Here is a 22,146-nt window from a genome sequence, read left to right as displayed (position 1 = left end):
TCCAAATCAAGTACAGTGAGGATTAACCAATCTTCATATAAATAGACTAATATTTATGCAGCATGATCTAGTTCCCTTTGTAGCAGGAATAGCTTGTCTGATCCTCTATCTTGTTTTTTCAGCCTTGACTGAAATGGGTACCAAATTACCGTGGAAAAAATAGCTATTTCCTGTTCCCTATTCCCCATTCCCTGTTCCCCATTCCCCAATCAATGAACATCATAAAAACGAAAATACCCGATATTGTAATTATTGAGCCAAAGGTGTTTGGCGACGATCGCGGATTTTTCATGGAAAGTTTTAATTCTCAAAAATTTGTTGATGCCACAGGATTTACAACTCAGTTTGTCCAGGACAATCACTCGCGATCGCGCAGGAATGTGCTCCGTGGTCTCCATTATCAAATTCAGCAAGCCCAAGGAAAATTAGTCCGCGTAGTAGCAGGAGAAGTTCTTGATGTGGCAGTAGATATCAGAAAAAGCTCCGCTACTTTTGGTCAATGGGTAAGCTGTTTGTTGAGTGCTGAAAACAAAAGACAGTTTTGGGTTCCGCCAGGGTTTGCCCATGGTTTTGTTGTGCTTTCTGAAACAGCGGATTTTCTTTATAAAACCACTGATTATTATGCTCCAGAATATGAACGTTCGATTCTGTGGAATGATCCAGAACTGAATATTGACTGGCAAATCCCAGAAGAACCCATCCTATCTGCCAAAGACAAATCTGCCCCAACCCTCAAAGAAGCCGAAGTCTTTCCCTAACGATTCTAAAATCCTCATCCCTCATCCTTCATCCTTTATCCTTTATCCCTCATCCTTCATCCCTTATTCTTCATCCCTCAAACTCTTTCCCAAGCTTTAGCGATCCAATCTTTTAACCAACGACGTTGTATGACATCGAGAATCAAATCATCTTGCAAAACCTGTTGTTGCACATCTTCTAAGGATTGACCTTTTTTTCTCGCGATGCCAATTACTCCTGCGATCGCAGTAATAATAATATCTTCATTAATGGACTTATCACTGAGGGCTAAAATCTCTTCTGTGGTAGCTGGAATAGTATAATTCATAGTTAAATAACATTTATTGTTCGGATAATATTGATATTTTTTAGTTCAGGACAGGTGTTAGGTTTTAGGTGGTAGGTTTTAGGTTAAAAAATGAAAGAAATCCTCTATATAGAAGTTCCGACCACTGATATTGATGCTGTGCGCAATTGGTTACATCAGACATGGCAACCGCAAAATGTTACCAAGCTCATAACTCCTGACGGAATTCGTCTGCAATTCACTTCCCAATCCGATAGTGAGTTATCGATATTTGTCTGGACAGTGCAACGCACTACCTATCTCAAAATGTTTCAGTGGGGAACCTCAACAATTAAAGGTATTTCTCAAATCAAGAACTCCTTGGTTAAGAATCTCCGAATAGTATTCCCCCCAACCTACCCAGAACCACCAGCAATAAATTTAAATCAACAATCAATTTTTGAAGCATTAGCTCCCTACTATCCTCAGACCGTAAAATATTTCCAGAAATTTCCCAAGGGAGAATATGATCTCAACCGTGTTTATTGGTGGGAAAAACGCTGGCGCGAAGGGGTCAAAAATCCTCAGCAGCCCAAGGAAGTGGTCTTCAAAAATAATGATAAAAAAACCCAACTAGAGCCCCAGAGTCAGCAGAAATACGATCTTATTTATATTGGTGGAGCTTTGGGTGTCATTCATGCAGCGATTATGGCTCAAAAAGGTTATCGCGTTTTACTGGTAGAAAGACTACCTTTTGGTCGCATGAATCGGGAGTGGAATATTTCCCGTGATGAATTTCAGAGTCTGATTAATTTAGGTTTATTTACCCCGGAAGATTTTGAAAATGTCATTGCCGCAGAATATAAGGATGGGTTTAGCAAGTTTTTTGATGCTTACAATCCAGAACATCTTAAAGCACCAGTGTTATATACGCCTAAAGTATTGAATATTGCCATCGACTCAGAAAAACTACTCAAATTCTGTGGGGCAAAATTAGTGCAAGCAGGAGGCGAAATTTGGGATGAAACCGAATTTATTCGCGCTGAGATCTCTGATCAAGAGGTGAGCGTAGAATTAGTCAATTTAAAGAACCAAGAATCGCAACAAGTTACCGGAAGATTGTTGCTGGATGCCATGGGAACAGCTTCCCCCATTGCTTGGCAACTTAATGGCAGCAGAACCTTTGATAGTGTTTGCCCGACAGTCGGAGCCGTGATTGAAAAAGGCTTTGCCCCCGAGGTATGGGATGAACAATATGGAGATGTTTTAAATTCCCACGGTGATATATCTCGGGGCAGACAATTAATTTGGGAATTATTTCCTGCGGGTAATGGAGAATTAACTTTTTATCTTTTCCACTATCATCAAGTTAATCCCGAGAATCCAGGTTCTTTGTTGGAGATGTACGAAGATTTCTTTAATATTCTGCCAGAATATCGTCGTTGCAATATGGAAGAGCTGGTCTGGAAAAAAGCCACTTTTGGTTATATACCTGGTCATTTTAGTACTAGCGATCGCGATCGCAATGTCTCCTTTGACCGTCTCCTCGCGATCGGGGATGCGGCATCTCTCCAGTCACCCTTAATCTTTACTGGTTTTGGCTCCCTAGTCAGAAATTTAGAGCGACTCACGAGCCTACTCGATACAGCCCTCAAACATGATCTGCTAACAGCCCAACATTTGAGCCAGATTCGGGCTTATCAAAGTAATATTTCTGTTACTTGGTTATTTTCCAAGGGCATGATGGTGCCAACTAATAAAATCCTGCCACCTCAGCGGATTAACTCCATGCTTAATACCTTTTTCGGTCTACTAGAGGAGCAAAACCCTGAAATAGCCGATAACTTTATCAAGGATCGTGCTGATTGGGTTACATTTACTAAGCTTGCTTTAATTGCAGCACGGAAAAACCCGGCCTTACTCTGGTGGATTTGGCAAATGGCAGGCAGTAAGGATCTTTTGCGCTGGTTAGGATCTTATTGGGCATTTAGCATTGATGCCGTTCGGAAATCTTTGCTGGGCAGTTGGCTACCTGGTTGGTTAAACAATTCCCAATCTTGGATGGAAGAAAAATATCCGAGTACTTGGCTAAAACTATTGAGCTTGAGTTATCAATTAAAATATTCAGCTGGCAGTAAAAAAATGCCTCATCAATAGTTACTCATCGCCAATATTCGTAATTTCTCGAATTTAGTTGGGAAGAATAAACCATAATGATTGTTTATAGAACCTGAATTTGGTTAATAAAGATAGCGAAATTTCTGTAGGATAGTCATAGAGAGAATAATCGAACCACAATAAAAATGTAAGATTGTTTAAGTTGTTGGTGTTGAATCCAGAAATCTTAGGTCACGAAATTTTTCTTATAATCCTTTTTTCATGAGCAAACCAAAATCTGTGGTCGGTCAATTGTTAGAGTTTTTTCCAGATTGGCGACCACAAATGTACTTTAAATCTTCACTGACTGCCTTGTCTCATGCCATGGAAGATCGAGTATTAGCAGGTTCTGATGCTCCTCTGGTCATTGCGAGTTTTCAAAGAGAACGATTTTATCGTCAAGAAGCCCATCGGTACAGAAGGATTGCCAACAAGAGTGATCAGGTATATGTTTTAGCAGCACCAGAAGCAGACTTTACCAATAATTCTGATATCTACGAGACTATTGCCTTTGAGCCTAGCGATTCTCTAGCTCAAGAATGGCATTTGATCGTTATCGGAAAAAACTATATTAGTTGTCTGGTTTGCGAAGAAAAATCAGCTACCGCACCTCATACCAAAGCTAGCTTAGCAATGGATAGTAGCCGTCGTTTCGAGGGGATTTGGACTTTTGATCCTCATGTCAGCCTCAAAGCGGCAGAGATTTTATTAGAAAAAATTCTGATCTACCGACCGGAATTAGCCAAGAAAATCGCTCAGGCACGTCAAGAGTATTTGTCTTTGATGGTTTTCCCCACAGAATCTTCTTCTTCTTCACCTCAATTAGGGGATTCTATTCACAACAATCCCGATCCCTTTGTACAGAGATTGGTTAGTTATCTCCAAGCGGGCCAATATAAGCTGCTAAAAGCAAATAAATCTTTAGCCATTAAACAACAGCGAGAACAATTGCTCAATTCGGTTACAGACTCCATTAGAAGATCTCTGGATACAGAGGAAATCTTGCAGGTGGCAGTCCAAAAACTGGGAGAAGGATTAGGAGTATGTCGCTGTATTGTTTATCGCTGTAATGAAAAAGCTTCTACCGCTATTATTGATCATGAATTTACTCGTCCAGGTATTAAATCTATTAAAGGAAAAACTTGGCAACTGAAAAACAATCCCCTGGTTGAAGAGGTTGTCGAATTGAGGGCAGCTCTGAGTATTGACAATGCCAGACAAGATAGTCGCTTAGGCCAAAAATCTGACAATCAAGAGTCGGGAAAATATCTGCAAAACTTAGTTAAAACTTGCTCTATTTCTTCTTGGTTATTAGTTCCTGTTCTCTACCAAGACCATCTATTAGGAATGATGGAATTACATCATTGCGAAGCTGAACCAATTATTTGGAAACCCGATGAAGTAGCTTTAGTAGATGCGATCGCAACTCAAGTGGGTGTCGCTCTGATTCAGGCTGAGTCCTATGCTAATCTCGAAGAACTAAATGAGCAGTTAGCTGCCCTGGATCGTACCCGTTCTAATTTGGTAGCGATTACAGGTCATGAACTCCGTACTCCGTTGTCAACGATTCAAGTCTGTCTAGAAAGTCTGGCAACAGAACCCGATATGCCAGAAGAACTACGTCAGGTGATGTTGGATACTGCCCTATCTGATGCTGCGAGAATGAGGAATTTAGTCCAGGATTTTTTGACTCTTTCTCGTCTCGAAAGTGGACGTGTCGAATGGAATCTCGAACCTTTATCGATGAACGAATGTGTTGACCTATCTCTGAGTCATGTGCGATCGCGGGTTCATTCCCAAAAGATTCCTGCGATCGCAAATAAAGTTCCTGACCAATTGCCCCTAGTACAAGCTGATGGAGAATGGTTAGTCGAAGTTCTGGCGAAATTATTAGACAATGCCTGTAAATTTACCCAAGAAGATGGTCGGATCACTATTGAAGTAGCTAAAAATAGTCCCAGTAAACTTGAGGTGACAATATCAGACACTGGCCGAGGAATCGAACCAGGTTCTCTAGAAACTGTTTTTGATCGCTTTTATCAGGAAGAAGGTTCCCTACGCCGCAGTGCTGGGGGAACAGGTTTAGGATTAGCGATTTGCCGACAAATTGTTAATGGTTGGGGCGGTAAAATCTGGGCCGAATCCCCAGGAAAAAATCAGGGTAGCCAATTCCATTTTACGATTCCCGTTTTCGATGATATTTCGCAAAACTCGCTACGACCTCAGAAAACTAAGCGCAAGAGAAGTACCAAAAAAATCACGTCATAAACTTCATAAGTAATAAGTAATAAGTATTGATCTATCGGTTTCTTGCTCTTGGTTGATAGATAGTAGGATGACTAGCTAAAGACAGAGCTCATAGTTTGCTGTCACATTTTGGACATCATCAAGTGATTCTAAAGTCTCAATTAATTTTATTAGCGATCGCTCTTTTTCGGGATCATTAACCTCAATCGTATTATTGGGAATCCAGCGTAACTCGGCTTCTTGTACGGGTAAATGCGATGCTTTCAAAGTTTGATGAAGAATTTCTAAATTAGCAATTTCAGTAAAAACCTCGGCAATCTGAATATTTTCTGCTTCTATAATTTCATAATTATCGGCCCCAGCTTCGGCAGATACTTCGAGCAATGTATCTTCTGAGAATTCGCCTTCCAAGGTAATCACCCCTTTTTGCTCAAACATCCAGCTAACACAACCCGTTTCCCCCAAATTTCCGCCATTTTTGCTAAAAGCAGCTCGAATATCAGCCGCAGCTCGATTTCGATTGTCAGTTAAAGCTTCAATTAGAATAGCGACGCCATCAATCCCGTAACCTTCGTAGCGAATCTCTTCAAAAACGACACCATCTTCTTGATACGTACCAGCCCCTTTTGCTAGAGACCTTTCTATATTATCGTTGGGAATTCCTGCGGCTTTAGCTTTATCAATAGCTGTCCGTAGTTGAAAATTACCTGCTGGGTCGGGAATTCCATTACGAGCTGCGACAATAATAGCACGGGACAATTGAGTAAAAGTTTTACCTTTTTTGGCATCTACTCTGGCTTTTTGTCTTTTAATATTAGCCCATTTACTATGTCCTGCCACAGTTATATTCTCCCTCTATTACTGATAACTATTAAGCAAAAGAAATCGTTGCCCAATCAGATTGACGATAGTAATTTACCATATTATCGAATTTACGTAATTCGCCACTAAGTATATTGATAATTGCTGGTTCTCCATCTAACAATCGATCAGCTATTTGAGAGATAATAATACATAATTGTGATCGGTTCAAATCAGTCGGAATTTGATTAAAATATCCCAAGGTAATATGGGCAGTGAAATCATATTGCTGTTCAATACCCAAGCCCATCAAGCCTTCATTTTGATATAAACAGCGTCTTAGGGCAACAATTGCATCATAGCTTGCTTGATCTTTAGGAGCTAAACAAGCCATAATTGCCCGAGGTCTAATAGATAAACCCCACAACTGCCATTGGACATTATGAAAATTCTGTTCCAAATTCTTATACTGCTGAAAACTATGATTGATTTGCAATCTTAGTTTATCGTCAAACTCAGCATTCTCGGTCACAGCCTGTTGATAACTATCACCCCAAATTAGATCAGCTAAGGTTAGATGAAAACTTTCTGGGGGCAAAGGAATAATCAAATCCGATTCTAATTGTTCTATCAATTGTTGTTGGAGCAATTGAACTTGGGAGTAAAAACCTTGATTCGTTGGATCTTCGTTGCTGGTGGGCGTAATCACACTATAGCCAGGGAAATAAGCTACTTGACCATCGACAAACTTTGGCGATGTCTGAATCGTTTGTAACTGAGTAGAATAGGTGGCAGGAAGGGTAAGCTGAGCAACTCGGTTAATATATGCCTGATAAGTTTCGTTCACTTGATTTAAATTATTTAAAACTAAATTTCCATCGCATTAGGATAAGACTAACCACAAAGCCAATAATGAAGCCAAAAAGATGACTGTAAAAACTGACGTTAGGGATTATGTTATCCAGAATAAATTGTAAGACAACCACAAAAATTACTGTTTGCAAACGTTTTGCCTTCAGAGAAGTCCTATATTCTAGCCAATCTGCTAAGGATGTTGTCAACATCGTGCCAATTGTTCCCATGATAGCCGCAGAGGCCCCCATGAGTACAACTTGAACTTGCCCTGTATAATTGGCTAAAAGAGCAAAAGTGAGCATCGAACCTGTTCCACTCAAAAGATAAACTATTAAATAACGTTCGACACCAATACTCAGTTCCACTATACTACCGATGAAGAAGAGAGCTAACATATTGGAAATTAAGTGAAACCATCCAAAATGCAGAAAATTCGCATTTATTAATCGCCACCATTCTCCCTGTTTAATGTTTTCTGATACTAAAGCACCCAATCTGTAGAGTGTTGGCAAATCTGTACTACCGCCTGATCGCATTTCCAAAATAAATACAACCAGATTGACAAAGATCAGGATAAAAGTTACGTAGGCTCTGGCGACCTTGATTTTGATCATTTTTATAGTTTTCGGCAGATGGAAAAAGGCTATATTGTTCTACATATTTTATCTATTTTCTTTTTGGGGCTAATTGCTCCTGAGGCCAAATCTCAATCAACCCCGATCTGCCGTCAAAATTTTGCTGCTATCGATACTATTGTTAATCGTCCCGAGTTTAGGCGATCGCGTTGGGGAATTGTGATCCAAGATCTAGATTCAGAATGTATTCTCTATAGTGTAGATGCCGAGAAGTATTTTATTCCTGCTTCTAATGCCAAACTTTTAACAACCGCTGCTGCACTGCTCGAATTGGGAGCAGACTTTCGGATTACAACCCCCATTTTAAGTACAGGAGAAGCGCCATTCCTAGAGAGTTTAATCGTTCAAGGCCAAGGCGACCCTAGTATCTCTACCGAAAACCTAGAAGATATTGCTCAACAGTTGCAATCACTGGGAATTACACAAATCGAAAAGTTGCTCATTGACGATAGTTACTTTAATAATTTTCAGCTTAACCCCACCTGGGAATGGTTAGATATTCATAGTTACTATGGCACGGCGGTTAACAGCTTGATCTTAAACGAAAATACTTTTACTCTGACAGTTATACCCCAAGGAATTGGCGAACCAGTAACTTTAAGCTTGTCTGATGAGATTGCTGCTCAACAATGGCAAGTCTTTAATGAAGCTGTCACCACCACGGCAGATCAAGTCTATAATATTGAACTCGATGGGGTTTTAGGCAAACCAATATTAAAAATACTTGGGGGAATTCCTGTAGATCATGGTGCCGATGTTTGGGATTTAGCAATTCTCGATCCAGCCAATTATTTCCTGGAAACTTTTCGTCAGTTATTAAGCCAATCAGGCATTAGAGTGAGTAGTGCAGAAGTGATATCTCAAGAGCGTCAAAACTCCGAAGCCAAATTGCTGACCCAGATAGTATCTCCCCCATTGCCAATTTTATTGGCTGAAATAAACCAAAATAGCAATAATTTATATGCTGAAGCACTCCTGAAAATTTTGGGTAAACAAGTAAATGCTGATAATGATACTGAAGCGGTTAAACTTAGTCTAACTCAATTAGGAATTGATTCTGAACATTATATTTTAAAGGATGGGTCGGGCTTATCTCGTCATAATCTTATTACTCCTGAATTGCTCATCAAGCTTTTGTCGGAAATCTCCAAAATGCCCGAGGGTCAAATTTATCAAGAATCTTTGGCGATCGCTCATGCCAATGGCACGTTAAAAAATCGTTTTCAAAACTCCCCAAAACCCCTGACTCTTCAGGGTAAAACTGGAACCTTAACCGGAGTGAGCACATTGTCAGGATACTTAAAAACAAAAACAGGAGCCAGAATCGTATTCAGTATTTTGGTTAATAATGCCGATCAAAAAAATAGAATATCCCGTCAAGCGATCGACGAGATAATTCTACTAATACAAAATAGTTACTAAAAAACACTAAGCTACTCTTAACTCTGTCAATTCAACTTCTGAAGATAACCGCCAAATATTTTCAATCGAATTAAACTGGAAATTATCTAAAACTTTCTCCAGTTTGCCTTCTGTTTTATGAAGATTGACGTAACTCATAAATGTGCGCTTCTTACTCATTTCTAAACGAGGCTGTAAGGGGTCAAACTCTCTAGGGTGCAAATAGATCATGGCGGGTTTATCTTGCTTATTTAATTGCTTAATTCCCGATTCAATCAACCAGTAAGGGGAAATACGGAAATAACCACCACCTAGTAAGTACATTTTCTTGCCCATAACATCATTACAAGTCACGGGAATTTCCAAAATTTGTCTTCCTTGAGGGGTGGTCACCAATCCAGCTTCTTCCGCAAAATTTTCATAGCCGCCATGATTTCTTTTGAGGGGAAACACCGAAGCATCATAAGTCAACCCAAGGTCTAATAAAACATCTAAAGCCCAGGAACAATCTTGAGTTAAGGAGAATCCTGGAGCGCGATAACCCCTAATTGGTTTGCTCGCAACCCGTGAGAGATATTCTAAAGAAAGGCTAATATCCTGCGCAAATTCATCAGGAGTAAGATGATGAACTAATTGGTGGCTATAACCATGGGTAGCAATCTCATGCCCTTGGTTTTCAATCTCCCTAATTAAATCAGGACAATATTGGGCAACCCATCCTAAAACAAAAAATGTAGCTTTTGCATTGTAGCGATGCAAAAGATTTAATAAAGATAAAGTATTATTTAATACTCTATTTTCTAATTTTATCCAATCTTTAACGGGAATTTCAGAAGGTAATTCCAAAATGTGAAACCAATCTTCCACATCAATGGTCAAAATATTTTCAACGGTTTGATTTTCATTATAATCAGTAACTAATTTCATGGTTAATATCTCAGTGTTGTTTGAAGTTGTTAGGGATAAAAAATGAAACTCTATGATTTATACTATGTTTAGATTTAGAACTTATGCAGTTAAAAAATAATTAAAAATATTTCTAATAAACTCAAGTATATTTCATATTAGTTTCTTTGTGAGTAGGAAAGAAGGGCTATTTCTAATATTAAATAACCTATCCAAAGGGATTTCTGTATAACTTTAGTTTTTCTTGTAGTACGAAATAAAAGAATGGCGGATGTTCTATTAAATATCTTTTCCAAAGTCTTCGAGGCTCACTCAATAGCCTGTAGGGGGTTTCTAGTCCGGCATCGCTAATCCATTTTGGAGCCAAACTTTTATGCCCAGCTTCAAAATCTATTGAAGCCCCAACTGCTAGGAAAATATTAATATTAGTTAAGAATTTTTTATATTTTATAATCCATTTTTCTTGTTTGGGAGCACCTACTCCAACGACTAGAACATTAGCCCCAGAATTATTAATTCGGTCAAGAATATATTCACATTCGGAGTCATCTTTTTCAAAGCCAAAAGAAGGGGAGTAAGTATCAATGACGATATTTCTGCCAACTTTTTGATTAATGTTTTTTTGCGCTCTAGCTGCTACTCCAGGAGCTGCTCCCAGTAAAAAAATCTTGGTATTTTTTTTGTTTTTATGATGCTGGTAAAAAGCTGGAAAAAAACGAGAACCAGAAATTTTTTCCTTCACTGGCTTTCCCAAAAGCTTGAGCATCCAAAATAGAATTTGGCCATCACAAACTCGATAGTTCGACTTCTGATACACCTCATAAAATTCTTGATCCTTTTGCATTTTCATCAAATGATCGACATTAGGGGTAAAAACAACTCCACCGTCCTTTTCTAATTGTCTCAGTAGTTCATTTTGAGATAAGTTGTTAATGGCTATATTTAATATTTTAACCTGTTTCATAATTAAGTTATATATAAGGCTATATTCTAGGCTTTAGAAAAAACCTTGGTTATTTCTTTCCGTATTATTACGTAAGTAAAAATCTTTTAAAGCAACTTTTATGAATCTTAAAGAAAAAAACACTCACCTTCTTGCGGGCTTCATACTTTGGATCTCGGAAAAATCTCTGAATTCAGCTATAGATACGGGCTATATTTGCCAAATTATTGGCTGCAAGCCTTGTCGGCAAATAGTTTAGAAGATTGTGTATCAAGATAATCTATCAATATTTTATAGACTCTTATTAAAAATTAACTCTGACTCCACCGATGCCTATAATCTACTAGGACAATATCTACAATGAACTCTATACAATGGCTAAAATACCTGAGCAGCGATGGCGTATTGCACCATTACAACCCGAAAAATCGCAACAGATAAGTATGAGTACGGGTTTGTTGCCCTTAGTCAGTCAGGTCATGATCAACCGAGGAGTGGTCACCCCAGAGTTAGCAAACATTCATATTAATCCAGAAATTCAAGACTTACCTTCACCTCTAGAAGAATTTTCTGATTTAGCAGTTAGTGTCGAATTATTACAAGATGCGATCGCCTCGGGAGAAAAGATTGCTATCTGTGGGGATTATGATGCTGATGGCATGACTAGCACTGCTCTGCTGTTGCGTGCATTGAGACATTTGGGTGCAGATGTTGATTATGCAATCCCCAGTCGCATGAAGGATGGTTATGGCATTAACCAACGCATTGTGGAAGAATTTGCGTCTACAGGAGTCGGTGTAATTCTCACAGTAGACAATGGAATTGCGGCTTATGAACCTATTTTACGGGCAGTGGAATTGGGTTTGACGGTGATTATTACAGACCATCACGACTTACCAGAGAAGTTGCCAACCGCGGATGCAATTTTAAACCCCAAATTATTAGCTGCAACTTCTCCCTATCGGGGATTGGCGGGAGTGGGAGTTGCCTATATTTTAGCCATTGCCCTTGCCCAAAGTTTAGATAAAATTGCTGGGTTAACTAGTCCAATACTGGAGCTTTTTACCTTGGGTACCGTTGCGGATCTAGCCCCTCTAGTCGGAGTAAATCGTCGCTGGCTCAAGAGAGGTTTGAGTTTGTTGCCCTATTCTCAGCTGGCAGGGATTCAAGCTCTGATGCAAGTAGCAGGCGTTAAAGAAGAACAAAAACAATTGCAACCTGACGATATTGGTTTTAAATTGGGCCCAAGAATCAATGCCATTGGCAGGATTGGTGATCCTCAACTAGTAATTGAATTACTAACAACAGATGATCCGGGAATTGCGCTGGAAAGAGCAATGCAATGTGAACAGATTAATAGTAAACGGCAACAACTTTGTGAACAAATTCAAGAAGAAGCGATCGCATTAGTCGAAACTAAGCCCATTTTATGGCAAAAAATGAGGGTGCTAGTCGTAGTGAATGAAGGTTGGCATCATGGAGTGATTGGGATTGTGGCTTCTCGCTTAGTGGAGCGCTACGGAGTACCGGTATTTATTGGCACCTATGAAGATGAGGCAAAATCTATTATTCGCGGTTCTGCAAGGGGAATTGAAGAGTTTAATATCTTTGAAGCTTTAGATTATTGCCAGGATTTACTCGGAAAATTTGGTGGACATAAAGCAGCAGGAGGCTTTAGTTTTGCAGCTAGTAATTTATCAGCTTTGGAACAGAAATTAAGCGAATTCGCCTATCAATACTTAAAGCCAGAACATCTCAAACCTTTGGTTAAGATCGATGCTCAAGCAAGTTTGCCCCAAGTTGGCAGGGAACTTTATCAAGAAATAGATAGTTTACAACCTTGGGGTATTGGTAATGCTTTTCCTGTGTTTTGGACTCCCAATGTCATTGTCAAACAACAAAGGAAAATTGGCAAAAATCAAGACCATCTTAAATTAGTTTTGCAGGAAACAGATTCTGATACGGAAATCAAGGCGATCGCCTGGCGCTGGGGCGAATATTGCCCTTTGCCCAAAAAATTGGATATTGCCTATAAGCTTCAGGAAAATAATTGGCAAGGCAGCAGTAATATTGAATTAGAACTGATTGGCGTTCGACTTCCTCAAGAATCGGAAGATGGGGGACAACAAAGAAGACCGGAGATACAACATAATAGTGATGAAGTGCAAAAAGCTCGATTTGACTATAAAGGGAAAGTCTATGCTTGTAGTTTGTGGAAATCATTAAACGAATTAAGAATTAAAAATCCCGAAGGAACGGTATTGGCTATTAATAAAGGCGATCGCTTTGGCCTGTTAGGCACCAGTCGAGATGATGCTAAATCGATTGATGTGACCCAACCTCATTACTACCAGCTAATTAAAACTGCTTTGGCCGCATTAGAGAAGAATTAGCCGTGATTTCACCCTCTGCACTCTGCCTCAGTGTATTTTCGGACGAAACTTAATGATTGTTATTCAAATAATCATCAAACCATGACAGATAATCCATAAAATATTACAGCTAATTTATATTATTTTATTGATTGCTATTTTAAAATTTAAAGTAGTTGAATTACTTATTTTAAATTTATTTTATGAGAATGAACAATAATCTATCAAGAGCTGCAAATCTGTTTGCCGTCTTGACTATCTTAATTACTCCTGGTTGGTTAATCAGAGCGATCGCTCAAGAAAACTCTAATCCCTCTTCTAATCCAACATTCAAAGTTACTTTTAAGCCACCGACAGTAGATCAACCAAAAACAAGCAAAGGCGCGGCATCTCGTTGCATCGGACAATGTAACAATGAAAATCAAGCAGAAAATTCTTCTTTGCCCCTTGTTCCTCTAATTCCTGCTTCCACCAAGGGATTAACTGTTTCCTCTCATCCGACTGTACTCGTCTATTTCTCGTCAAACTCTGCTAGTTTAGTTCTTTTTAGCTGGCGAAATGAAGATAGTAGCGATCATTATCAAACTATTTTGCCTCTCAATAATCAATCAGGAGTCATTAGTTTAACTCTTCCTGATGATGCACCGCCATTGGAAGTCGGCAAAAATTATCAGTGGGCATTAGCTATCATACCTAATGGCAAATTGAAACCAGATACTCCGACCATTGAAGGCCAAATTCAGCGAGTAGCCCTAGAAGCAACAACTCGCGATCGCCTGCAAACTGCTAATTCCCTAGAAACTGTGGTTATCTATGGCGAAGCTGGTATTTGGTATGAAACAGTTGCGACTTTAGCCAAACTCAGAAAAGCAGCCCCAGACGATCACAATTTGGCATCTAATTGGCAAAACTTGTTGGCTTCTGTTGGACTGGAAAAAATAGCGCAAATCCCCTCTGATTCTAGCGATTTTCACTTAAAATGACTTTAAAGTTAGTAATATATTTTTTTGCGATCAGCCAAGACTAGCGCTGCGCGATCACAAGTTAAATCAAATCACAAATAAAAGTAATATTAGATTTAGCTAATTGCGATCGCTCAACCCAGATCTGCTACTATCCAAGGGTCAGGACTGGCTAAGCTGAAACATTGCTCGAAAGACATGAATAAACAAGTCAACTCGCAAAAAGAAGTCATAGAAGTTCCCATAGAGATCGCATCGGAAGTCAAACTTTTTGTGAATCTGCTGCAAACTGGGGAAATCGAGGGAGTGGGAGACTTACTCAAGAAGTTAAATGAGAATAATTCATTTGGCTTGACTGTCGATACCCAAAAATGCCAATCGGCATCGAGGACTGAAACCGAGCTAACTAATGATCAGCAAGAGAGTTTCTCCCAACTGAAAATTTTCACTAATAGTCAAGATAAATTTTTTCGCTTGGCTGGTTATGCGGGAACCGGAAAATCATTTCTGATTTGTCATTATATTAAATGGTTGATAAACGAAAAACTAAGTTTTGTAGCAGCTTGTCCGACTAACAAAGCAGCTAAAAATTTAAGAAATTTGGCCGACACCGAAGACTTGGAACTAGAAGTGAAAACAGTTGCCCAATTGCTGGGACAGCAGCCAGAACTTAATGAGGAGTCGGGGAAAGAGGAGTTTAAATCTAAGGGTCATGTTGATTTATCTGGCTATGACATTGTCATCATTGATGAGTTCTCAATGCTCAATAAGGAGAATTTTCGGGAAATAGCTACCCAAGCTCAATCAAGTTTACTAACGAAGGTTGTATTCGTTGGTGATCACGCCCAGCTACCACCTATTAATGAGCATGAGCCGATTGTCGCCAGTTCTGAACTCATTGATCACAATAGCACCTTAACCGAAGTCATTCGTTATGATGGTGATTTGGCTCGGGTGGCAGAAACGATCAGAAGTGATCCTCGATACTCACGAATTATTTATGCTTTCACTACGACACGAGATCAATCAATACTTTGTACTTCTCCATCGGAATGGCGAGAAAGGGCTATCAGTTTATTTGAATCGGCAGAGTACCAAAAAAATCCAGATTATGTTAGGTATTTAGCCTGGAGAAACAGAACAGTTGAATCTTTAAATAAATTTGTGCGTGCTCGATTATGGGGAGAAGATGTCCAACCCTATTTACCGGGAGATCGCTTAATAGCGAGAAAGCCACTCTTTCGCCCAAGACCCGGTGCTAAGGGTAAAAATAAGTGGCGCATCTTAATTAATAGCTCCGAAGAATGTCAAGTTATCGAGACTGGTCAACTATCTGAGTTGACTTTTCAGCAACAAACATATCAGTATTGGCGAGTTAGAGTGAAACCTGAAGAAGCTCAACCTCAGACTTTATTGATTCTCCATGAAGATAGTCAGAAGCTCCATCGTGAACAGGTGAAAACTTTTGCTAGTAGTAAGCAATGGTATTACTATTTTGATCTTTCGCGGATGTTTGATGATGTGGGCTATGCCTATGCTCTGACAACTCATAAAGCCCAAGGCAGCAGTATTGAACATGTGTTTTTGGACGTTCAGGATATGATAGGGTGTAGCGATCGCCAAAAACTTCTCTATACAGCTTTGACTCGTGCTAAAAAGCAAGTATTTATTTCACAATAACTCTAAATTATCATGCTAGATATTGCTAAATTAGCAGGGCAACTTCCTGGAATTAGTCAGCATTTGCAGAAAGAAGCTTTAGCTTCTCGTCATCGAATTGAACAAGCAGAGATTATCCAACAGCAAGCTTGTATTAAGCAGCAACAATTGATCGAGAATTTGGATAATTGGCGCGATCGCTTACTATTTGCCGTTGCAACTCCGGTTGAACCGTTAGATAGTTGCATTGATATTCCTGCACCACCCTATAGTCATAGCGTTTTTGCCAGTGATGGTTCTCAGATTTCTCCTTCCCATCACGAAATAGTTTATTGTTATTTGATTAATGTCGGCCGGGTGATGTTGCATTACGGGCAAAGTTTACATCCGTTACTAGATAGTTTGCCAGAAGTTTTTTATCAAGAAAAAGATCTCTATATTTCTAAACAATGGGGCATTCGTTTGGATGAATGGATGGGTTATCGTCGGGCTGTCTCGGAAGCAGAAATCTTGGCTGAGATGGCTTGTCAGTGGGTTTTGCCCCCAGGTTCCCATACAAATATCCCTAACCTAGCAATGGTTGACGGTTCGTTAATTTACTGGTTTCTTTATGATTTACCCCTAGATGCCAGGGAGCAAATTTTAACGCCGATTTTAGCTTCCTGGGAACAACTAAAAACAACCAAAATTCCTTTTATGGGTTATGTCAGTGCTTCTCGGAGCGTTGAAGGCATTAATTTTCTGCGATTACAAAGCTGTCCTTATGAAAGTCCTAATTGTGTTGTCAACTGTAGTGATTTAGAAAAATATCCTTGTCAGAAAATAGATCCCCTACGAGATGCTACTTTCTGGTCCCATCGTTTGCAACCCGGGCAAAGAAGTCCCCTATACCGCAGTGGTTTAAAGGTTCTCGAACTTTATGACGAGTCGCAACGAATTTATTTCTGTTATGTTCATGTTGGTTCAGAAGTTGCCCGCGTTGAAATTCCTGCTTGGGTAGCTGAAGATAGTACATTATTAAACCAATCCCTGAGCATTATGTTAGGTCAAGTTCATAAAGGTTATGGTTATCCGGTTGCTTTGGCAGAATCCCATAATCAAGCTGTGGTGAGAGGTAGCGATCGCGCTCGTTTTTTTGCCCTTCTCGAACAACAGTTAGTACGAACTGGTATCAAAAATGTGGGAATTTCCTATAAAGAGGCCAGAAAGCGGGGCAGTGTCGCTTGAATGAAGTTAGAGGGCAGAGGGCAGAGGGCAGAAGGTGGGAAGAAAAATTCAGGAACATATTGAGAAGATAATCAGTCTGGAATTGAGCTTGGATTACTACATGATTTGTCAAGTAAATTTTGTCGAAATCATATCTATAAAGTAGAACTGTAAAGAATAAATTATGTCTTGTCGTCAAGACTGATTGCAGAATCTAATTTTGAGTCGTATTAGTAAATAATTATTTAGATATATGAAACTGAGAAACAAGCTAGCAACCGCAGCTATCAGCACTATTCTTTTGGGAGGCGGCTTATCTTTGAACTCCCAAGCGATCGCCCAAGTTGGAGAACAGGAAATTGATCAGACTCAAGTAATTGCGGTTGCTGTTACGGGTGGAAGATTTAACAATCTGGTTCTGATAGAGCAAATTCCCGGAAAACAAACTTGCTGGAGTGAAAGTGGCTCTCAACCCACTATTATTGAGCCTCTATGGACAACCTTCGATTTTACGGGTAGTTGCCGTCGTGCAACAGATAGTAATGGTTATTCTGTCCGTCTTGATGGACAAGATACTAGTCAGGATTACAGTTTAGATTTAACTGATAGGGGAGAGGAAATCCAACTAGTTGCTGTTAGTCGGAAAGACCGTTCTCGAACCGTCATTGGTACAACCTTCGGCAAAACTGAAGGTCAGTTTCTCAAAATTTTTCTTAATCCCGGTTGGCAGTTTGCCAAGAAAACTTATGAGGGCAAAACCTTAGGTCATTTTTTCTTTAGTGGAGATACCGCCGCGATCGCCGCTGCCGGAGACACTCCCCCCACTCCTCCTCCCGCAGTTGCTAAAGCTAGTTTTAATGATACTGCTCTGGATATTTATAAAGATGAAATTGAACAGGCTGTTGCTCTCGGTTTTATTGCGGGTTTTAAAGATGATACCTTTCGTCCGGAAGCACCGTTGACCAGAGAACAATTAGTCTCGATGGTAATTGGAGCATTAAGTACTGTTAGTGATCTGCAAATTCAGACTCCTGATGTAGCGACTACTCAGTCCTATCCTGATGTTGCTCGCGATCGCTGGAGTGCAGCCAAAATTCAATGGGCCCAGGAAAATCAAATTGTCAAAGGTTATGAAGATGGATCTTTTAGACCAGAACAACCCGTAACCAGGGCAGAATTGATGGCAGTTCTAGAAGGTGCGGCTAAATTTGTCAATACAGCAAGGGGTCAATCTACTGAACTAAACTTACCGTCATCACCAACTGTTTTTGATGATATTTCTGGGCATTGGGCAGAAACTAAAGTTCAGACTATGTCTGGCTTTTGCCAAGTTGCCTCTGCTTATAACGAGGTCGGAAGTTCTTTTTATCCCAATAATCCTTCTGGTCGTAATTATGCAGCAGCAGCAACTTTGAGAATGCATAATTGTATTTCTGTTAAGCCTTCCGTCTAATAAATTTTGCTCAGATGTAGCTAAGAATTATCACTAGTGGGGGTGAATAGCCATTTGCCCCTACAATTGAATACATACTCTATATGGGATAATATGCTTGCTTTCTACCCCAATACTAAAAATCCCCACTCCTAAATAGAGCATGATTCCTAGAAGATACGAGAGATTGAAACAAGTTTTAAGTAAAAGACAACCTGATTTGACAGTTGTAACAGAGGATGTTCACAAACCCCATAATTTATCAGCAATCATCCGTACCTGTGATGCCGTTGGGGTGTTTGCGGTTCATGGGGTAAATAGTAATAGTAAAGTTCCCACCTATTCTCAAGTCGCGCAGGGCAGTGAAAAATGGGTACAACTGCATACCCATAATCATATTAAGACAGCGATCGCAGACCTTCAAGATTCCAATTTCAAAATTTATGCTGCTCATCTCAGCCCAGAGGCCATAGATTATCGCGACATTGATTACACTCTTCCCACTGCGATTCTTTTGGGCGCAGAAAAACATGGGGTTAGTGAGCTCGCTGCTGAGTTAGTAGATGGACATATTATTATCCCGATGATGGGCATGGTGCAATCTCTCAATGTGTCTGTGGCAGCTGCCGTGATTTTGTTTGAAGCACAACGCCAAAGATTAGCTGCCCAAATGTACGATCGCGTTAATCTAGATCCTGAAACCTTTAATCATGTTCTTTTTGAATGGGGCTATCCTGAACTCGCGGCCATGTACCAACGGCAGGGGAAGGCTTATCCGGCTTTAGATGAATATGGCAATATTAGGAATTAAAAATTGACGCTTGCGGAGCTCTACCCGAAGAGTCCCGACCCCGCGCCGACCGAGCAAGGGAACGCGCGAGTTTGACCATTAAATATTTCATTTTTGGTGGGGATTGATTTATGAAACAAGATGCATTTTTGATCCAAACCAGACCTATTTAGCATTGACCAATTTGACTCATCTGTTTCTTAGCATTCCACTAGGTTAATTATGACAAGTAGATATTCTCCCTAATTCCCTATTTCCCCAATTCCCATCGCTTATCAAACCTATCAGAGCTTTTTTGGAAAACTACTGGGAGAGTTTTAATATTCAAAATTCGAGTATTGTCTCATCTTGAGAATATTAAAAAATACTTACAACAAAGGTTGTAGATAAGGTTTTGTGGTGTCATTAAAACATTCAAACTAAGTAAAAATTATAACTATCATGAACGATCGCAGACAGGAATCCTATGCTGTTCGCCTAGAGGCGGCAGAGCTAGCCAGAAGTCGCCAACATCCCGAACAAAAAGCTAATGGGGAAGAACAAAAATATGCTGGCGACAAGTATTTTATGTCTTTTACTAAAGGCTTACCTCACAATCCAGATACTGGATTATTGCAAGATCCCCAAGACTTTGTGGAGTATCGACGGGCGATAGATGAAGGTTTTATCGATCCCTTTTCTGATCGAGTGCGTCATGGTGCGAAATATAAGGTCGAGGGAAATGAAGTCGTAAAAGAAACTAACTGTGACCTAATCAAAGATTTTCGGCAATGGGAAGCCCCAACAGCAGGAGTAGTATTTGAACTACAAGGCCCCGATGCCCAAGCTGTTACGATGGCTCCCGCACCACCATTACTGGGTGCAGATGGTGAGGCTAATCCAGAGCTGGTATGCGAAATGGCCGAGGTCTATGAATTAGCGATTCTGCGAGATACGCCTTTCAATGATTTTGAAAAAGATAGTGGCAATACTGACATCACAGCTTCTCTTGGTCGTCTTAATAATCTTTCTTACATTAGCAATCAAACTGGAAGACCTCGGAAAGTAGGAGCTGGTGGGCAACTCGATTTACAAACTGTATTTCGTGGTTCCTCTCCAGGAGTAGAAGTTGGCCCTTATCTTTCTCAATTTTTGTTGATTGGAAATACAGATTTAAATGGTGGTGGCAAGGTTGCAGAAGGAAAAATCACCTATGGTGTTTTAGCCATCGATCAAAAAGTTCCTATTGCCGAACCAAGAAAAGATTTTATGACTGACATAACAACTTATGTCAAAGTTCAGCGTGGGATTAAGCCAAATGAAAATATCCCGCAAGAGAATCAAACCTATGTAGATAGCAATGGGGATGTTACTTCAGATCGACCGGCACGTCGCTTTATTTATACTCCTCGCGATTTGGCAACCTATGTTCATTTTGACGCTCTATATGAAGCTTATCTCAATGCTTGCATTATTCTTTTAGGAATGAAAACACCATTTGATCCTGGATTTGATCATCTTTCTGGGGTTGGAGTGGCAGCAGGGAATATTAAAACTCGTCGCAATGCTGGTGGGTTTGCTCTTTATGGCGGCCCCCATATCCTTAACCTAGTAACAGAAGTCGCTACAAGAGCTTTAAAAGCGGTTCGTTTTCAGAAGTTTAATAATCATATTCGTTTACGTCCAGAAGCATTAGCAGCACGAATTGAACTTGTGCGAGCGCCCTCGGCTGATGTTGCAGCTTTGACTCCACCTGCTCTAACGGCAAATATAGACAAATTCAAGACTGAGTTGGGTGCTACGTTAACGGCGATCGCAAATGGTCAAGGTAATGGAACTCACTTTCTGCCAATGGCATTCTCTGAAGGTTCCCCGATGCACCCAGCTTATGGTGCAGGTCATGCTACGGTAGCGGGGGCTTGTGTCACTATTCTCAAAGCATTTTTCGACACTAGTGCTGTATTAGCTATTAAAGATGGAAAAGTTGCATTCAAGCGTTTTGAAACTGATGATGATCCAATCGCTTTTCGTGCGCCCACTATTCCAGAAGGGCAAGTTGTGCCAACGCTAGCAGATCCTTCAATGCCAATAGAACTTGATGCTGGAATACCTGTTCCAGACAAACCAAACCAATTCCTAACCCTTGAAGGTGAATTGAACAAATTAGCCGCCAATATCTCCATTGGTCGTGATATGGCAGGAGTTCACTATTTTAGTGACTACTACGATAGTCTTCGCATGGGAGAAAAAATTGCGATCGGTATTCTCGAAGAACAAGCCTTGACCTATTCAACAGATCCTTTTGTCTTATCTGTTCCTACTTTCGATGGTGATGTTGTGAGGATTGGTCGCCGATGAGTCGTTTACGCCACTATCCCCCAAGGATAAAACCACCCCTGCGGGGACGATTAGCCGCTGTTGCTTCCTTGCAGCAGAAAAAACGCAAACATTCGATTCGTAAACTCAGAGCTACATCTGGAAGTCTCAATAATGAAAATTATCATGACACCATCTCTGATGATGTTTGTATTATTGATCCACTAGAGCCCAATCCGTCTTCAAAACCTTGGTCATGGTTTGTGGTATTAATGCTATTGGTAATATTATCGCTTTTGATTAATATTTTATTCTAGTGAATTATAACAGTTTGTTCCTCATTTAGTATTAAAATAAGGCGTTGCTGAATCCAGATATGAATTCGTTTCGCGCAAAGGCGCAAAGACGCAAAGAAAGAAGCAAAGAAGATTAGTCCAAAATTCTTTCATGTTTTAAATCAG

Annotated in this window: 18 protein-coding genes; 12 read left to right on the top strand and 6 right to left on the bottom strand. The window is 40.0% G+C overall.

Translation table 11 applies throughout. The features are described 5' to 3' along the window. The first annotated feature begins 212 nt into the window (after window positions 1–212). Window positions 213–758 (top strand): dTDP-4-dehydrorhamnose 3,5-epimerase, encoded by a 546-nt coding sequence (rfbC, locus tag XEN7305_RS13650; RefSeq protein ID WP_006510035.1) that lies wholly within the window; start codon window positions 213–215, stop codon window positions 756–758. Between the two features lie 77 nt (window positions 759–835). On the opposite strand, the gene XEN7305_RS13645 is transcribed toward rfbC, so the two are convergent. Further along, the gene (locus XEN7305_RS13645) at window positions 836–1,066 is read right to left on the bottom strand and encodes a hypothetical protein (RefSeq protein WP_006510034.1); all 231 of its coding nucleotides are present in this window, start codon (window positions 1,064–1,066) and stop codon (window positions 836–838) included. A gap of 90 nt (window positions 1,067–1,156) precedes the next feature. Here XEN7305_RS13645 and XEN7305_RS13640 point away from each other — a divergent pair, with 90 nt between their 5' ends. Both XEN7305_RS13640 and XEN7305_RS13635 read left to right on the top strand, forming a co-directional pair. After that, window positions 1,157–3,181 (top strand): NAD(P)/FAD-dependent oxidoreductase, encoded by a 2,025-nt coding sequence (locus tag XEN7305_RS13640; RefSeq protein ID WP_006510033.1) that lies wholly within the window; start codon window positions 1,157–1,159, stop codon window positions 3,179–3,181. A gap of 222 nt (window positions 3,182–3,403) precedes the next feature. Next, complete coding sequence (locus XEN7305_RS13635) at window positions 3,404–5,449, top strand: DICT sensory domain-containing protein (protein ID WP_006510032.1); 2,046 nt, start codon at window positions 3,404–3,406, stop codon at window positions 5,447–5,449. A 75-nt stretch (window positions 5,450–5,524) separates the two neighbouring features. On the opposite strand, the gene XEN7305_RS13630 is transcribed toward XEN7305_RS13635, so the two are convergent. From XEN7305_RS13630 to XEN7305_RS13620, 3 genes are read right to left on the bottom strand one after another with little or no spacing between them, the layout of a single operon-like run. Then, window positions 5,525–6,268, bottom strand: a complete 744-nt coding sequence (locus XEN7305_RS13630) for a YebC/PmpR family DNA-binding transcriptional regulator (RefSeq protein WP_006510031.1) — start codon at window positions 6,266–6,268, stop codon at window positions 5,525–5,527. Window positions 6,269–6,299: 31 nt separating this feature from the next. After that, window positions 6,300–7,076, bottom strand: coding sequence for a DUF1868 domain-containing protein (locus XEN7305_RS13625; protein WP_006510030.1), 777 nt, complete (start codon window positions 7,074–7,076; stop codon window positions 6,300–6,302). A gap of 10 nt (window positions 7,077–7,086) precedes the next feature. After that, window positions 7,087–7,698 (bottom strand): rhomboid family intramembrane serine protease, encoded by a 612-nt coding sequence (locus tag XEN7305_RS13620; RefSeq protein ID WP_006510029.1) that lies wholly within the window; start codon window positions 7,696–7,698, stop codon window positions 7,087–7,089. 18 nt (window positions 7,699–7,716) lie between these two features. Here XEN7305_RS13620 and dacB point away from each other — a divergent pair, with 18 nt between their 5' ends. Further along, window positions 7,717–9,141 carry a D-alanyl-D-alanine carboxypeptidase/D-alanyl-D-alanine-endopeptidase gene (dacB, locus tag XEN7305_RS13615; protein WP_006510028.1) on the top strand — a complete coding sequence of 475 codons (1,425 nt, stop codon included), beginning with the start codon at window positions 7,717–7,719 and terminating at the stop codon, window positions 9,139–9,141. A 6-nt stretch (window positions 9,142–9,147) separates the two neighbouring features. Here dacB and XEN7305_RS13610 read toward each other — a convergent pair whose 3' ends face one another. Both XEN7305_RS13610 and XEN7305_RS13605 read right to left on the bottom strand, forming a co-directional pair. Further along, the gene (locus XEN7305_RS13610; RefSeq protein ID WP_006510027.1) at window positions 9,148–10,047 is read right to left on the bottom strand and encodes an XrtA system polysaccharide deacetylase; all 900 of its coding nucleotides are present in this window, start codon (window positions 10,045–10,047) and stop codon (window positions 9,148–9,150) included. A gap of 187 nt (window positions 10,048–10,234) precedes the next feature. Next, on the bottom strand, window positions 10,235–10,990 hold the full coding sequence (locus XEN7305_RS13605) for a WecB/TagA/CpsF family glycosyltransferase (RefSeq protein WP_006510026.1): 756 nt from the start codon (window positions 10,988–10,990) through the stop codon (window positions 10,235–10,237). 353 nt (window positions 10,991–11,343) lie between these two features. Here XEN7305_RS13605 and recJ point away from each other — a divergent pair, with 353 nt between their 5' ends. The 8 genes from recJ to XEN7305_RS13565 all read left to right on the top strand — a co-directional run bounded on the left by recJ (window position 11,344) and on the right by XEN7305_RS13565 (window position 22,002). Further along, the gene (gene recJ / locus XEN7305_RS13600; protein ID WP_006510025.1) at window positions 11,344–13,362 is read left to right on the top strand and encodes a single-stranded-DNA-specific exonuclease RecJ; all 2,019 of its coding nucleotides are present in this window, start codon (window positions 11,344–11,346) and stop codon (window positions 13,360–13,362) included. A gap of 188 nt (window positions 13,363–13,550) precedes the next feature. Continuing rightward, window positions 13,551–14,324, top strand: coding sequence for a DUF928 domain-containing protein (locus XEN7305_RS13595; protein ID WP_040897821.1), 774 nt, complete (start codon window positions 13,551–13,553; stop codon window positions 14,322–14,324). A gap of 177 nt (window positions 14,325–14,501) precedes the next feature. Further along, window positions 14,502–15,983, top strand: a complete 1,482-nt coding sequence (locus tag XEN7305_RS26680; RefSeq protein WP_006510023.1) for an ATP-dependent RecD-like DNA helicase — start codon at window positions 14,502–14,504, stop codon at window positions 15,981–15,983. Between the two features lie 12 nt (window positions 15,984–15,995). After that, window positions 15,996–17,189 carry a DNA double-strand break repair nuclease NurA gene (locus XEN7305_RS13585; RefSeq protein WP_006510022.1) on the top strand — a complete coding sequence of 398 codons (1,194 nt, stop codon included), beginning with the start codon at window positions 15,996–15,998 and terminating at the stop codon, window positions 17,187–17,189. A 232-nt stretch (window positions 17,190–17,421) separates the two neighbouring features. Next, complete coding sequence (locus XEN7305_RS13580; RefSeq protein WP_006510021.1) at window positions 17,422–18,621, top strand: DUF3747 domain-containing protein; 1,200 nt, start codon at window positions 17,422–17,424, stop codon at window positions 18,619–18,621. A 142-nt stretch (window positions 18,622–18,763) separates the two neighbouring features. After that, a complete protein-coding gene (trmH, locus tag XEN7305_RS13575; RefSeq protein ID WP_006510020.1) occupies window positions 18,764–19,411 on the top strand; it encodes a tRNA (guanosine(18)-2'-O)-methyltransferase TrmH in 648 nt (215 codons plus the stop codon). Between the two features lie 420 nt (window positions 19,412–19,831). Then, complete coding sequence (locus tag XEN7305_RS13570) at window positions 19,832–21,727, top strand: vanadium-dependent haloperoxidase (RefSeq protein ID WP_006510019.1); 1,896 nt, start codon at window positions 19,832–19,834, stop codon at window positions 21,725–21,727. Continuing rightward, window positions 21,724–22,002, top strand: a complete 279-nt coding sequence (locus tag XEN7305_RS13565) for a hypothetical protein (protein WP_006510018.1) — start codon at window positions 21,724–21,726, stop codon at window positions 22,000–22,002. The genes XEN7305_RS13570 and XEN7305_RS13565 overlap by 4 nt, the downstream gene beginning before the upstream one ends. Window positions 22,003–22,146 lie beyond the last annotated feature (144 nt).

Origin of the sequence: Xenococcus sp. PCC 7305, from assembly GCF_000332055.1 — a bacterium.
GTDB lineage: Bacteria > Cyanobacteriota > Cyanobacteriia > Cyanobacteriales > Xenococcaceae > Xenococcus.
Note: the sequence above shows the minus strand (reverse complement) of the source record. Positions and strands in the feature narration are given on the sequence as shown.